The organism is Chromobacterium paludis (assembly GCF_008275125.1).
Lineage (GTDB): Bacteria > Pseudomonadota > Gammaproteobacteria > Burkholderiales > Chromobacteriaceae > Chromobacterium > Chromobacterium paludis.
The window spans coordinates 860,376-873,982 of sequence record NZ_CP043473.1 but is presented as its reverse complement, the minus strand read 5'-3'; the positions used below and the strand labels follow the sequence as shown (position 1 = coordinate 873,982).

The following is a 13,607-nucleotide window of genomic DNA, read 5'->3' as shown; positions in this document are numbered from 1 at the left end:
CCCCCCGCGGGCAAAGCGCTGCCCGGCAATAGCTAGGCAGGACCGACAGCAATTTCAATGCCAGGCCAGCTCACGCCCCAAATGGATCAAGCTTTCTGCGCCTGGTCATTCAACGCAACAAGCAAACTGACATTAGCTATTCTTTATAGTTATTTTTCACACTTAAATTGATTTGTAAAAAAATTTTATCCGCTTAAAATAAAACTTTGCGCATGCATTTTTATTTAATACAAGTTCAACGTTGTCATAACTATGAAAAATTATCTCGCACCTATCGCACTCGCCTTCGCCCTACCTCTGTCAGGTTGCGGCAGCGGCTCCGGCGACAATACCGCCAGCAACCCGCCAATTGCCGCGCATGATAGTACAATTCAAAATATAAGCGGTACCGTAGCCGTCGGCGCCCCACTGGCCAATGCTCAGGTCACCGTCAAAAGTGCCCAAGGGCTAGTGATTAAAACCTTCCAAGTAGATGCCAATGGTTCCTTCCGCAATATTGAAGTGAGCAATGCGACGATGCCTCTGCTGCTGGAGGCCAGCGGCATGGCGAATGGCGCTCCCCAGAAAATACATTCTGTCGCAATCCGCAGCGGCATAGTCAATATCACTCCGCTGACCAATGCCATAACAACGCTGGCTAGCGACGGAGATGCAAGCCAATGCTTCGCCCAAGCGGCAGACTGTGCCAAGAAGCTCACTGCCAATGCGCTGCAACAAAGTCAGGCCAATCTCAAAACCGCGCTGGCTCCGCTTAGCCAAGCCATTTCACTAGATGACAAGGCTGATTGGATTTCGACCGCTTTCACGCCAAATAAAACTGGCCATGACAAATTATTGGAGTTGGTGGACATCAGCGCTGGGACACAATCTGGCAGCCTGACACTGAAAAGCAAACTTGGTGGAGGCTCGGTTGAAATCAACCGTCAACAAGCTCCAGTTTCGCTGAAAATTCCCGATGGTGGCGCACCCGACCTAGCCAGTCTGGATGCTTTGGCACAACAGCTGACAGACGTATACAAAACCGCGGACGGAGCGAAAGAACGATACGCCGCCCTACTCAGCAAAAACTTCAACAACTCGGGCATGAATGCGACGCAGTACTTGGCTCAATTCTTCTTTGCAATGCCAGGCCAACACTTCTCCCTTCCTCGCCTGATACGCTGCGAGGATGCTAATCGCTGCGAAATCGCGCTGGGGCTTGACGACGGTAGTCAATGGGCGAGTTACATCGTCAATTACGAAGATAGCAAGTGGAAAATTGCCGGCAACGGCTATCCCGTGGCGATGAATATTGCATCAACTGCATTCGCCAACCATAAAATTGATCGAGCCACGGGCCAAGATAAAACCGTTATCGACACCACCTTCGAATTAATCATTGCGCAAAGCCCGATTGGGCAAAATGCCAAACTAGTACGCAGCGCCCAGATGCTGGCATATGGTCAACCCATACTGTCTTTGACTGCAAACTCGGCTTGCGGCATCACGCTCACCGCCACAGATCAACAGTATAGCCTTGGCCCTATTTGCAACTCTCGATATCGCTTCCCTGACGATGTTGCCCATAAGATAAATCAGGCAATACACGATGGCCAGGCGCAGATCAGGCTATATAGTCAAGCCGATTTTACTCAGCCAGCAGCCAAAGACATCGCGCTTTACCAACCAGTCTTCGCATCCGGTGATTTGAAAGCCGACTCATTCCCCATGCTGGATCAGCCCAGCATCGATAAATTAATCAATGCGACAGCGAATAGCGATCTCTCCTTGAGCTGGATCCAAACTGCAGATTTGTATTTTGAATTTGCAAATATAATGATGAACAAATTATCGCCCTTCCGCATAGAAAGCATCGGACTGAAAAATATGGTGCGCGACCCAGAAAATCCAACCAAGCTTAGCGGTGTATTCAATAAGAATATTAAAACTCAGGCGGATAACTATAGCAGCTTGTCCGTTCTACTAAATGGCTGGGATGCCCATTTGCGTCAATTCGGCAGCTCTTACATTATTCAATAAGACACTTCGCCACCAATAGCAGGCCGTTGAAAAACCAACAGCCATTCATTTGGTATAATCATCAACATCCAACGAACCGCGAAAGCACCCGATGAGAGGCGTCCGCAACGACAGTCAGACGAGCCTGTTCAGCTACATCCAGCTGGAAGATCGCATCCCGGCCAATCACCCGCTGCGCAAGATCCGCCAGATGGTCGACCTGGTGCTCGGCTCGATGAATGAGGTATTCGACGGCTTATATTCCCGCGTCGGGCGGCCTTCGATTCCGCCTGAACATCTGCTGCGCGCCTCCCTGCTGCAAGTGCTCTACACCATCCGCTCCGAGCGGCTGCTGGTCGAGCAACTGGACTACAACCTGCTGTTTCGCTGGTTCGTCGGCCTTTCCGCCGATGCCCGCGTATGGGATCACTCGACCTTCTCGCAAAATCGCGACCGCTTGTTTACCGAAGACGTCGCCCGCGCCTTCTTCATTCGCGTACGCAGCCTGGCCGAGTGGGGCAAGCTCACCAGCGACGAACATTTCAGCGTCGACGGCACGCTGATCGATGCCTGGGCTTCGCACAAAAGCTTTGTTCACAAGGATGACGACACCTCCCCACCCGCAGGGCGCAACCCGGACGTCGATTTCCGGGGTGAGAAGCGAAGCAACCAGACGCATCAATCGCGAACCGATCCGGAAGCGCGACTGGCCCGCAAGAGCGCCGGCGACGCCAGCCGCTTGTGCCATATGGCCCATATCCTGACCGAGAACCGCAACGGTCTGGTGGTGGACGTCTCGGTGTCCGAGGTCAATGGCCACGCCGAAAACATCGAAGCGCTGAACCTGTTGCTGCGCAATGCCAAGAAAGGCAGCACCGTCGGCGCGGACAAGGGCTATGACACGCCGGCTTTCGTGAACGGCTGCAGAGACTTGGGCATCACGCCGCACGTGGCGCGCAAGCGTGTCGGCAGCGCCATCGACAGCCGCACCACGCGCCATGAGGGTTACGCGATCAGCCAGCGGCGACGCAAACGGATCGAGGAATGCTTCGGCTGGCTGAAAACCGTCGGAGGCCTTCGCAAAACCAAACTGATCGGCCGGGCCAAACTGGCCGGGCAAACTTTTTTAGCGTTTGCGACCTATAACCTGATCCGCATGGGCAGCCTGTCCGGCTGTTGGGGCGGATCGCATGTATAGGGCGTATTGCGCCCAAAATCGCCGGATAACCGGCAAACAGCCTGAAAACCCAGGCAGAGAGCGGATTTATTGGCATTCTGCCCGCTGAAACCGCCCATTTTTGTTCATACGGAAATGGGTTGGGGCAAGATCGACGTGTTTTTCAACGGCCTGATAGGCGAGCGCGGACCCATCGCCTGCGCTCGCCTCGACATGCAGCCACAGCTTGCATTTCATTCCGTGTCGCCTGCATTTCATTCCCGCGCTGCGCCACCAATCCATAAGCGCGTGCTTATACTCATGCCAACCGTAATGATTTTAAGCGAGCAGCGGCATGAACGACGCATCCAACGCCATCCGCTACCGAACCCTGCCGGTACCGTCCTCACCCAGTTCGCGCTAGGTTCCGTCTATACCTGGAGCCTGTTCAACGTCCAGCTTTCGCACAAGCTCTCCGAGCCGATCAGCCAGGTGGCCATCGCCTTTGGCCTGATGCTGGGCCTGGGCGTTTACCTGACCTCTCAAGCCAATAATCTGATCATGCTCTACCTATGCGCCGGCCTGCTGGTGGGCTTTGCCGACGGCGCCGGTTACCTGAAGTCGCTGTCCAATTGCGTGAAATGGTTCCCCGAACGCAAGAGCCTGATCTCGGCCTGCGTCCTCGGCGCTTACAGCTGGGCAGCCCGGGCTTCAAGTTCATCAACTTGGCGCTGCAGTCGTGCTTCAGCCTTGAGACAACCTTCTAGTTGTGGGGCCTGATCGCCATGGCCATGGTGGCGGCCGGCGCCCTGCTGATGACTGACGAACCGCAGTTGGGCAAAGCCTGAGATTCCCCCCCAGACAAAACAAAGCCCCCGGATTCGGGGGCTTAATGTGATGGTCAGCCTGACCTAAATGCCTCAGCAGGCGTCAAACCTGCTGAGGCATTTTTTCTTCTTCGGGGAGAGCATCATGGCAACCGTCACACTCATCGGTCTGGATATCGGCAAGCACAGCTTTCATCTGATTGGGCACGACCCGCGCGGCAACCCGGTCCTCAAGAAGCAGTTCAATCGCAACAGTCTCATCGAATTTCTCGCGAAACAGCCTCCCTGCCGCATCGTGATGGAGGCCTGCTGCGGCGCGCACTGGCTGGCACGCAAGCTGACGGGCTTCGGTCATACCGTACAACTGATCGCACCGCAGTACATCCGCCCGTTTGTCTTCGGCAACAAGAACGATTTCATCGATGCCCAGGCCATCTGCGAGGCGGCTACGCGCCCGACCATGCGCTACGTTGCCGCCAAGAGTGCCGAACAGCAAGCCTTGTCGGCACTGCATCGCCTGCGGGAATCTCGCATTGCCGAACGAATACAGACCAACAACCAGATCCATGCGCTGCTGCTGGAGTTCGGCATCGCGCTTCCTGTCGGGGTACGGGGGATCACGCAGCTGCCGATGCTGCTGATGGACGAGACCAACGGCTTGCCCGTCAAGGCCCGGCAGATCCTGCAACGCCAGCTGGATCACTACCGTCTGCTCAAGACCGAGATCGACGAGCTGGATCACGAGATTGCCACAGAAGCCCGACAGGACGATGTCGCCCGGCGGTTGATGACCATTCCCGGCATCGGTGCGATCACCGCCAGCCAGTTGTCGGCGGACGCCGGCAATGCCAAGGGCTATGGCAATGCCCGTGACTTTGCGGCATCGCTGGGTCTGGTCCCGCGACAATACTCGACAGGCGGGAAGTCCAAGCTGCTGGGCATCAGCAAACGCGGTGACAAGAGCCTGCGTCGCCTGCTGGTGCAATGCGCACGGGTGATCATGCAGAACGCGCCGCGCTGGAAGAGTGCGATGGCAGCGTGGACGGTGGCGCTGATGCAGCGTCGCCACTCGAATATCGTGGCCTGCGCACTGGCCAACAAACTGGCACGGGTCGTGTGGGCGCTACTCGCCAAAGGCGGCGAGTACCGTCCCCAGGCCCGCGCACTGACTGAAATGCAAACCGCCGGGTAAACCCGGCGGCGAGTAGAAGCCTGCTTTTGCCAAGACAGATACTGATGACGACAACCGGCCCACGGCCTGCAGGATACCCCGATCGTAAAAACAGTCATGACAGACTGAGGGCTTTTTAGGGACTTGCAGGAGCGGCTCACATCATGGATCGGGCTCTATTGTGCCCATCAAGAATCCGGATAGATTAGAGCAAGCCTACCCCGTCATGATTCATCAGCACGCTGTTCTTGCAAAGGTCAGGCTGACCATAGATTTTTCGTAGGGCGGAAGCCCCAACGGGGCGTTCCGCCTTCTACTTGCCTGTAGCCTTTGGCGGAACGCCCGGATCAAGCCGGGCTTCCGCCCTAGCGCCTCTTCGCCAGCCAAATGTCCAACTGCCGGGCGAAGGCCTGGCGGTCCGCCTGGCTCAAGGGCGGCGGGCCTTCGGTCTGGATGCCGCTGGCGCGCAGATTGTCCATGAAGTCCCGCATCGTCAGTTGGGCGGCGATGGTTTCCTTGGAAAACGCCTCGCCGCGCCAGTTCAGCGCCTGCGCGCCCTTGGCCAGCACCTCGGAAGCGAGCGGAATGTCGCCGGTGATCAGCAAATCTGTCGGCTCGATGCGGCGGGCGATTTCGTTGTCGGCCACGTCGAAGCCCTTGGGCACTTGCAGCGCGCGGATGTTCGGCGCCTTCGGCACCGTCAGCAGCTGGTTGGCGACCAACACCAGCTCCACGCCGGTGCGCTGCGCCGCGCGGAACAACACTTCCCGTATCACCTTGGGACAGGCGTCGGCGTCTACCCAGATCGTCATCGCGTTTCTTTCTTCATTTACATAGCAGGCCATGATACCCGCCCTTGTCCATGACGGGAGAAAGCGCTATGCTGCGCGCCCGCCCAAAATGCCAAGGAGATATCGCATGATCAGCGTCGACATAGACGGCACCCGCTTCAATCTGCGCGCCGGCGCCATCATCGAGCATGAGGGCAAAGTCTTGCTGCACCGCCTGATCCGCGACGACTTCTGGACCCTGCCCGGCGGCCGCGTGGACCCCGACGAGGAAGCGCCTAAAACGGTGGAGCGAGAAATGCTGGAGGAGCTGGGCGAAACCGTGCGTTGCGGCGAGATGGTCATGCTGATAGAAAACTTCTTCACCACGGGCGGCCAACGCAACCATGAACTGGGCCTGTATTTCCAGACCTATCTGGCCGCCGACTCCGCGCTGCCTGACCGCGCCGCGCCTTTCATTATCGAAGACGGCGGCTCGCGTCTGGAATTCGACTGGTTCAGCAGCCAGCAGCTCAGCGAATTGCGCATCCTGCCGCTGCCCATGAAAGACATGCTGATCAGCGAAGACCGCCGCTTCCGCCACGTAATCAACCGCGAATAAGCATCCGGCCGCCCTTTGCGGCGGCCATCATGTCGACGTATTGACGCTTACGTAAACGTAAGCGATGATGTGCTCATCAGGCGCCGCCAGCCGCGCCGCACGCTTAAACGAGGAGAACCCCATGTACAGCAGCCTGCGCTTCGCCTTCGGCGAGACTTACGACCTCCTGCGCGAATCGGTGCGCGACTTCGCCGAACGCGAGATCGCCCCGCGCGCCGCCGCCATCGACCAGGAAAATCTGTTCCCGGCCGACCTGTGGCGCAAGTTCGGCGAGCTGGGCTTGCTCGGCATCACCGTCAGCGAGCAATACGGCGGCGTGGACATGGGCTACCTCGCCCACATGATCGCCATGGAAGAAATCAGCCGCGCCAGCGCCTCGGTGGGCCTGTCGTACGGCGCGCACTCCAATCTGTGCGTCAACCAGATCTACAAGAACGGCAACGACGCCCAGCGCGCCAAGTATCTGCCCAAGCTGATCTCCGGCGAGCACGTCGGCGCCTTGGCGATGTCCGAGCCCAACGCCGGCTCCGACGTGGTCAGCATGAAGCTGAAGGCCGACAAGACCGACGGCGGCTACCTGCTCAACGGCAGCAAGATGTGGATCACCAACGGCGGCGACGCCGACACGCTGGTGGTGTACGCCAAAACCGACGTCAACGCCGGCCCCAAGGGCATCACCGCCTTCATCGTCGAGAAGAACTTTGCCGGCTTCAGTCACGGCAGCAAGCTGGACAAGCTGGGCATGCGCGGCTCCAACACCTACCCCATCTTCTTCGACAACTGTTTCGTGCCGGAAGAAAACGTGCTGGGCGGCGAAGGCAATGGCGTGAAAGTGCTGATGAGCGGCCTGGATTACGAGCGCTCGGTGCTGGCCGCCGGCCCCTTGGGCATCATGCAGGCCAGCCTGGACATCGTGGTGCCCTATCTGAACGACCGCAGCCAGTTCGGCCAGCCCATCGGCGACTTCCAGCTGATGCAGGGCAAGCTGGCCGACATGTACGTCAAGCTGTCCGCCAGCCGCGCCTACGTCTACGCCGTAGGCCAGGCGCTGGACCGCGGCGAAACCGGCCGCCAGACCCGCAAGGACGCCGCCGGCGCCATCCTGTACGCGGCCGAGAACGCTACCCAGCTGGCGCTGGACGCCATCCAGTGCCTGGGCGGCAATGGCTACATCAACGAATACGCCACCGGCCGCCTGCTGCGCGATGCCAAGCTGTACGAAATCGGCGCCGGCACCAGCGAGATCCGCCGGTGGTTGATCGGCCGCGAACTGATGGCCGAAACCCGCTGAGCGCGGCGGATAAAATGCCTGATGCCGCGTTGTGCAGCCTGGCCGTACGATTTGTACTGTCTGCGGCGGCGCGCCTTGCCTCGGTCCCTTTCTCCACCACGCTCCGGCTTATCTCAGCAAAGCTAGAAGAAACCCGAACATGACCGCCGCCGAACGCATCGTCCAGGCCCAGCTGGACGCCTACAACGCCCGCAATCTTGAGGCCTTCGCCGCCTGCTACGCCGAGGACGTCAAGGTCTACCGCCTGCCATCGATGGCGTTGAGCCTATCCGGCCGCGCCGCGCTGGCCGACCACTACGCCAGCAAGCGCTTCCATCTGCCCCGGCTGCACGCCGCGCTGCTGCACCGCATCGTCCAGGGCAGCCGCGTCATCGATCACGAAGACGTGACGCTGGATGGAGAAAACCACCTGCGCGCCGTCGCCATCTACGACGTCAACGCCGACGGATTGATCGCCTCGGTGTGGTTTGTGGATGAGGCCTGAACTGGAACAACTCAATGAGAAAATTGCACCATCCGCCCTTTAATATCAGTGCACTCGCGGACGAGGTGGAAAACGATGGCATCGCAGTCATTGTTTCCAATACCTCGCATCAACGCCAGGCTGGCCAAGAGGTCATAGAAGCCCTCTCAGCGCGAGCCGTCACCGCCCGTTCCGTCGAGGCGGGAGCGCCCAATTTCGTACATTGCATCTACAACAGTGACGAAATGACCTCCTCCGAGGCTCAGTCCATTGGTCAATCCCTAGATATTGAGGATCTGTAACCATGCCCATCCTCGAATCCAAGCTGTCGCCGCGCGCCGCGGACTTCGTCGCCAACGCCGACAAGATGCGCGCGCTGGTGGACGATCTGAAACAGAAAGTCGCCCAAGCGGCGCTGGGCGGCGGCGAGAAAGCCCGCGCCAAGCACACCGCGCGCGGCAAGCTGCTGCCGCGCGAACGCATAGACCTGTTGCTGGACCCCGGCGCGCCGTTCCTGGAACTGTCCCAGCTGGCCGCCTACGGCATGTACGGCGGCGACGCGCCCGGCGCGGGCATGATCGCCGGCATCGGCCGCATTTCCGGCATCGACTGCCTGATCATCGCCAACGACGCCACCGTCAAGGGCGGCACCTATTACCCGATGACGGTGAAGAAGCATCTGCGCGCGCAGGAAATCGCCCGCGACAACCGCCTGCCCTGCGTCTACCTGGTGGACTCCGGCGGCGCCTTCCTGCCGCTGCAGGACGAGGTATTTCCGGACCGCGAACACTTCGGCCGCATCTTCTACAACCAGGCCAATCTATCCGCCGCCGGCATTCCGCAGATCGCCGTGGTGATGGGCAGCTGCACCGCCGGCGGCGCCTATGTGCCGGCGATGAGCGACGAAACCGTCATCGTCAAGGAACAGGGCACCATCTTCTTGGGCGGCCCGCCGCTGGTAAAGGCCGCCACCGGCGAGGTGGTCAGCGCCGAAGAACTGGGCGGCGGCGATGTGCATACCAAAGTCTCCGGCGTGGCCGACCACCTGGCCCAGAACGATGCCCACGCGCTGGCCATCGCCCGCCGCATCGTGTCGGACCTGAACTGGAAAAAACAGGGCGAGCTGGACCGCGCCGAGCCCAAACCGCCACGCTACGCCGCGGAAGAAATCTACGGCGTGATCCCGGCCGATCCAAAAAAGCCGTTCGACGTGCGCGAGATCATCGCCCGGCTGGTGGACGATTCGGACTTCGACGAATTCAAACAAAACTACGGAAATACTCTAATAACGGGCTACGCCCGTTTAAATGGGTACCGCGTCGGCATCCTGGCCAACAACGGCATCCTGTTCTCCGAATCGGCGCTGAAAGGCGCGCACTTCGTCGAATTGTGCTGCCAGCGCGGCATCCCGTTGATCTTCCTGCAGAACATCACCGGCTTCATGGTGGGCAAGAAGTATGAGAACGGCGGCATCGCCAAGGACGGGGCCAAGCTGGTGACGGCCGTAGCTTGCGCCAAGGTGCCCAAGTTCACCGTGCTGATAGGCGGCAGCTTCGGCGCCGGCAACTACGGCATGTGCGGCCGCGCCTACTCGCCCCGCTTCCTGTGGATGTGGCCGAACAGCCGCATCTCGGTGATGGGCGGCGAGCAGGCCGCCGGCGTGCTGGCCCAGGTGAAGAAGGAACAACTGGGCGACGCCTTCACCCCAGAACAGGAAGAAGCGCTGAAAGCGCCGGTGCGCCAGCAGTACGAGGAACAGGGCCACCCCTACTATGCCAGCGCCCGCTTGTGGGACGACGGCGTGATCGACCCGGCCCAGACCCGCGACGTGCTGGCGCTGGCGATAGAAGCCGCCCTATCCGCCCCCGTCGAACCCACTCGCTTCGGCGTGTTCCGGATGTAAGGAGCGCAGAATGAGCTACGCCACGCTGCAAATCGAACACACCGGCAAAGCAGCCACCATCTGGCTGAACCGCCCGGAGCTGCACAACGCGCTGAACGAGGTGCTGATCGCCGAGCTGACCGAGGCGATGGGCCAGTTGAACCGCGACGAAACCGTGCGCGTCATCGTGCTGGCCGGCCGCGGCAAAAGCTTCTGCGCCGGCGCGGATCTGGACTGGATGCGCCGCGCCGCCGGCTACAGCGAAGCGGAAAACCTGGCCGACGCGCAAAAGCTGGCCGCCATGCTGAAGAGCGTCTACCGCAGCGCCAAGCCAGTGATCGCCCGCATCCACGGCGCGGCCATGGCCGGCGGCACCGGCCTGGCGGCCGTCTGCGACGTAGCCATCGCCACTGACGCCGCCAAGTTCGCCCTGACAGAAGTGCGGCTGGGCCTGATCCCGGCCACCATCGGCCCCTATGTCGCCGACGCGATAGGCTGGCGCCAGGCCAGGCGTTATTTCCTGTCCGCCGAGCGCATCTCCGCCGCCGCCGCTTTGCAATTGGGCCTGGTTCACGAGTTGGTCAGCGAGGAACGGCTGGACGCGCGCGTGGCGGAAATCGCAGAGGAACTGGCCAAGGGCGCGCCCGGCGCGCTGCGCGAGGCCAAGCTGCTGTTGGCGGAGCTGCGCGAAGGCTCGCCGTGGGACGACGCGCTGCTGGAACGCACCGCCGGCCGCATCGCCTCCATCCGCGCCGGCGACGAGGCGCGAGAGGGCCTGGCGTCGTTCTTCGAAAAACGCGCGCCGAAGTGGCAGGAATAAAGATGGATAAGCGGCTGCTTCGCCCCCTCTCCCCCAGCCCCTCTCCCACAGGGGGAGAGGGGAGCCATCGAGCGTCGGCCACGCCGTGGCAACTGAACGCAGTTGGGAATGAAGGCCAGTCGAACCATGCCGCCCATAGCCCCTCTTCCTTACTGAGGAATGAGCGCGGTCAAGCTCCAGCCTGGCGAGCCAACGCGCTTGCAGATGCACACCAGCCCAACAGCGCCGCCCATAGCCCCTCTTCCTTACTGAGGAAAGAGCGCGGTCAAGCTCCAGCCTGGCGATCAAGCACGCTTGTGGATGCACACCAGCCCAACAGCGCCGCCCATAGCCCCTCTTCCTTACTGAGGAAAGAGCGCGGTCAAGCTCCAGCCTGGCGAGCCAACGCGCTTGCGGATGCACACCAGCCCAACAGCGCCGCCCATAGCCCCTCTCCCCTCGCGGGTGAGGGGTTGGGGAGAGGGGGCGATGCCGCTCTCTCATTCACAACCAGACAACGCCCAACTGGCAGACCATGAAAGATTGCCATGTTCAATAAAATCCTGATCGCCAACCGCGGAGACCAGCAGCCGCAGGGCTGCGCAGCTGCGCAGCAAAATCGCCTGCCGGCGCGCCTGCGCCGGGGCGGTTTCGCCGCGGGAGACCACCATGTTCAATAAAATATTGATCGCCAACCGCGGCGAAATCGCCTGCCGCGTCATCCAAACCGCCAAGGCCCTGGGCATCGCCACCGTCGCCGTCTATTCCGACGCCGACGCGAACGCCCGCTTCGTCAAGCTGGCCGACGAGGCCTATCGCCTCGGCCCGGCGCCGGCCGCCGAGTCCTATCTGCGCGCGGACCGGATCCTGGCCATCGCCCAGCAGAGCGGCGCCCAGGCTGTGCATCCCGGCTACGGCTTCCTGTCCGAGAACGAAGACTTCGCCGCCGCCTGCGAGGCCGCCGGCATCGCCTTCATCGGCCCGCCGGCCTCGGCCATCGCGGCCATGGGCAGCAAGTCCGCCGCCAAGGCGCTGATGGAAAAAGCCGGCGTGCCCCTGGTGCCCGGCTACCATGGCGATGATCAAGATCCCGCGCTGCTGCAAAGCCAGGCCGACGCCATCGGCTACCCGGTGCTGATCAAGGCCAGCGCCGGCGGCGGCGGCAAGGGCATGCGCATCGTGGAGAAAAGCGAAGACTTCGCCGCCGCCCTCGCCTCCTGCCAGCGCGAAGCGCGCGCCAGCTTCGGCGACGACAAGGTGCTGGTGGAGAAATACCTGACCAAGCCCCGCCATGTTGAAATCCAGGTGTTTGCCGACAAGCTGGGCGGCTGCGTCTACCTGTTCGAGCGCGACTGCTCGGTGCAGCGCCGCCATCAAAAAGTGCTGGAAGAAGCGCCGGCCCCCCACCTGCCGCAGGCCACCCGCCAGGCCATGGGCGAAGCCGCCGTCGCCGCCGCCCGCGCGGTGGGTTATGTCGGCGCCGGCACGGTCGAGTTCATCATGGACGTGGACACGGGCAAGTTCTACTTCATGGAGATGAACACCCGGCTGCAAGTGGAGCACCCGGTGACCGAGATGATCACCGGCCAGGACCTGGTGGCCTGGCAGCTGGCCGTCGCCGCCGGCGGCGCGCTGCCGCTGAAGCAGGAGCAGCTGGCGATGTGCGGCCACGCCATCGAGGCGCGCATTTACGCCGAAGATCCGGACAAGGGCTTCCTGCCGTCCACCGGCGCCTTGGTCCACTTGGCGACGCCTGTAGAGTCCGCCCACGTGCGCATCGACACCGGCGTGGAACAGGGCGACGCCATTTCGCCGTTCTACGACCCGATGATCGCCAAGCTGATCGTCTGGGGCGAAACCCGCGAGGCGGCGCTCAGGCAGATGGACGCCGCGCTGGCGCAGTATCAAATCGTCGGCCTGTCCAGCAATGTGTCCTTCCTGCGCCGCATCGTGAACCACCCCAGTTTTGCCAGCGGCCAGGTCGATACCGGCCTGATCGCGCGCCATCACGACGAACTGTTGCCGCCGCCCGCCGCGCCCAGCGCCAAGCAACTGGCCCTGCTGGCGCTGGCCGAAGCGCTGGCACAGCAAGCACCCTACCCGGCGGCCGCCGGCTGGCGCTTGAACGGCGAGCAGACGCGCCGTTTCGCCTTCCGTCTGGATGAAGAAGAGTACAGCGCGACGCTGCGCCATCAGGCGGACGGCTTCATCGTCTCCGTGGACGGCCAATCGTTCGCCGCGCGCGCGCAATTGCAAGGCTCGCAACTGCTGGCCGTGCTGGATGGCTCCACGGTCAAGGCCACCGTGGCGCGCCACGGCGCGCAGCGGGTGCTGTTTGAAAACGGCGAGCGTCTGGCGCTGGAATGGGTGGACCCCTATGCCTACACCGAGCTGGGCGTTCACGGCGAGACCCACCTCAAGGCCCCGATGCCGGGCCGCGTAGTGGCGCTGCTGGCCGAAATCGGCAAGAAGGTGGCCAAGGGCTCGCCGCTGCTGATCCTGGAAGCGATGAAGATGGAACACACCATCACCGCCCCAGGCGACGGCGTGGTCCAGGATTTCTACTTCGCTGCCGGCGAGCAGGTTAACGATGGTGACGAACTGGTAGACTTTGCCGCAGAATGATGAGGA

General features: G+C 61.4%; 13 protein-coding genes. 11 read left to right on the top strand and 2 right to left on the bottom strand.

Annotated features, from left to right (window positions below):
* The first annotated feature begins 252 nt into the window (after window positions 1-252).
* The 4 genes from FYK34_RS03965 (at window position 253) to FYK34_RS03950 (ending at window position 5,173) form a co-directional block, all read left to right on the top strand.
* On the top strand, window positions 253-2,019 hold the full coding sequence (locus FYK34_RS03965) for a carboxypeptidase-like regulatory domain-containing protein (RefSeq protein WP_149295159.1): 1,767 nt from the start codon (window positions 253-255) through the stop codon (window positions 2,017-2,019).
* A gap of 91 nt (window positions 2,020-2,110) precedes the next feature.
* Entirely contained in the window at window positions 2,111-3,196 is a 1,086-nt protein-coding gene (locus tag FYK34_RS03960) for an IS5 family transposase (RefSeq protein ID WP_149294741.1), read from the top strand.
* Between the two features lie 69 nt (window positions 3,197-3,265).
* On the top strand, window positions 3,266-3,934 hold the full coding sequence (locus FYK34_RS20675) for an MFS transporter (RefSeq protein WP_196782610.1): 669 nt from the start codon (window positions 3,266-3,268) through the stop codon (window positions 3,932-3,934).
* 192 nt (window positions 3,935-4,126) lie between these two features.
* The gene (locus FYK34_RS03950) at window positions 4,127-5,173 is read left to right on the top strand and encodes an IS110 family RNA-guided transposase (protein WP_149295158.1); all 1,047 of its coding nucleotides are present in this window, start codon (window positions 4,127-4,129) and stop codon (window positions 5,171-5,173) included.
* Between the two features lie 344 nt (window positions 5,174-5,517).
* Here FYK34_RS03950 and FYK34_RS03945 read toward each other — a convergent pair whose 3' ends face one another.
* Complete coding sequence (locus FYK34_RS03945) at window positions 5,518-5,964, bottom strand: YaiI/YqxD family protein (RefSeq protein ID WP_149295157.1); 447 nt, start codon at window positions 5,962-5,964, stop codon at window positions 5,518-5,520.
* Between the two features lie 106 nt (window positions 5,965-6,070).
* Here FYK34_RS03945 and FYK34_RS03940 point away from each other — a divergent pair, with 106 nt between their 5' ends.
* From FYK34_RS03940 to FYK34_RS03915, 6 genes are all read left to right on the top strand, one after another.
* The gene (locus FYK34_RS03940) at window positions 6,071-6,541 is read left to right on the top strand and encodes an NUDIX hydrolase (RefSeq protein ID WP_168209640.1); all 471 of its coding nucleotides are present in this window, start codon (window positions 6,071-6,073) and stop codon (window positions 6,539-6,541) included.
* A gap of 121 nt (window positions 6,542-6,662) precedes the next feature.
* Complete coding sequence (locus FYK34_RS03935) at window positions 6,663-7,832, top strand: isovaleryl-CoA dehydrogenase (RefSeq protein WP_149295155.1); 1,170 nt, start codon at window positions 6,663-6,665, stop codon at window positions 7,830-7,832.
* 139 nt (window positions 7,833-7,971) lie between these two features.
* Window positions 7,972-8,316 carry a nuclear transport factor 2 family protein gene (locus FYK34_RS03930; protein ID WP_076228021.1) on the top strand — a complete coding sequence of 115 codons (345 nt, stop codon included), beginning with the start codon at window positions 7,972-7,974 and terminating at the stop codon, window positions 8,314-8,316.
* A gap of 14 nt (window positions 8,317-8,330) precedes the next feature.
* The gene (locus tag FYK34_RS03925) at window positions 8,331-8,597 is read left to right on the top strand and encodes a hypothetical protein (protein ID WP_076228020.1); all 267 of its coding nucleotides are present in this window, start codon (window positions 8,331-8,333) and stop codon (window positions 8,595-8,597) included.
* Between the two features lie 2 nt (window positions 8,598-8,599).
* Window positions 8,600-10,198, top strand: a complete 1,599-nt coding sequence (locus tag FYK34_RS03920; protein ID WP_149295154.1) for a carboxyl transferase domain-containing protein — start codon at window positions 8,600-8,602, stop codon at window positions 10,196-10,198.
* 10 nt (window positions 10,199-10,208) lie between these two features.
* Window positions 10,209-10,997: an enoyl-CoA hydratase/isomerase family protein gene (locus tag FYK34_RS03915; protein ID WP_149295153.1), complete on the top strand. Its 789-nt coding sequence runs from the start codon at window positions 10,209-10,211 to the stop codon at window positions 10,995-10,997.
* A 479-nt stretch (window positions 10,998-11,476) separates the two neighbouring features.
* Here the strand turns inward: FYK34_RS03915 and FYK34_RS20400 are convergent, their stop codons facing one another.
* Window positions 11,477-11,671, bottom strand: coding sequence for a hypothetical protein (locus FYK34_RS20400; protein WP_168209639.1), 195 nt, complete (start codon window positions 11,669-11,671; stop codon window positions 11,477-11,479).
* Here FYK34_RS20400 and FYK34_RS03910 point away from each other — a divergent pair.
* Entirely contained in the window at window positions 11,646-13,601 is a 1,956-nt protein-coding gene (locus FYK34_RS03910; protein ID WP_149295152.1) for an acetyl-CoA carboxylase biotin carboxylase subunit, read from the top strand. The genes FYK34_RS20400 and FYK34_RS03910 overlap by 26 nt on opposite strands.
* The last annotated feature ends 6 nt before the right edge of the window (window positions 13,602-13,607 follow it).

Bases quoted from the DNA above. Each gene is read 5' to 3' on its own strand.
- FYK34_RS03965 (WP_149295159.1), top strand. From the start codon at position 253: ATGAAAAATTATCTCGCACCTATCGCACTCGCCTTCGCCCTACCTCTG.
- FYK34_RS03960 (WP_149294741.1), top strand. From the start codon at position 2,111: ATGAGAGGCGTCCGCAACGACAGTCAGACGAGCCTGTTCAGCTACATC.
- FYK34_RS03950 (WP_149295158.1), top strand. From the start codon at position 4,127: ATGGCAACCGTCACACTCATCGGTCTGGATATCGGCAAGCACAGCTTT.
- FYK34_RS03945 (WP_149295157.1), bottom strand. From the start codon at position 5,964: ATGACGATCTGGGTAGACGCCGACGCCTGTCCCAAGGTGATACGGGAA.
- FYK34_RS03940 (WP_168209640.1), top strand. From the start codon at position 6,071: ATGATCAGCGTCGACATAGACGGCACCCGCTTCAATCTGCGCGCCGGC.
- FYK34_RS03935 (WP_149295155.1), top strand. From the start codon at position 6,663: ATGTACAGCAGCCTGCGCTTCGCCTTCGGCGAGACTTACGACCTCCTG.
- FYK34_RS03930 (WP_076228021.1), top strand. From the start codon at position 7,972: ATGACCGCCGCCGAACGCATCGTCCAGGCCCAGCTGGACGCCTACAAC.
- FYK34_RS03925 (WP_076228020.1), top strand. From the start codon at position 8,331: ATGAGAAAATTGCACCATCCGCCCTTTAATATCAGTGCACTCGCGGAC.
- FYK34_RS03920 (WP_149295154.1), top strand. From the start codon at position 8,600: ATGCCCATCCTCGAATCCAAGCTGTCGCCGCGCGCCGCGGACTTCGTC.
- FYK34_RS03915 (WP_149295153.1), top strand. From the start codon at position 10,209: ATGAGCTACGCCACGCTGCAAATCGAACACACCGGCAAAGCAGCCACC.
- FYK34_RS03910 (WP_149295152.1), top strand. From the start codon at position 11,646: ATGTTCAATAAAATATTGATCGCCAACCGCGGCGAAATCGCCTGCCGC.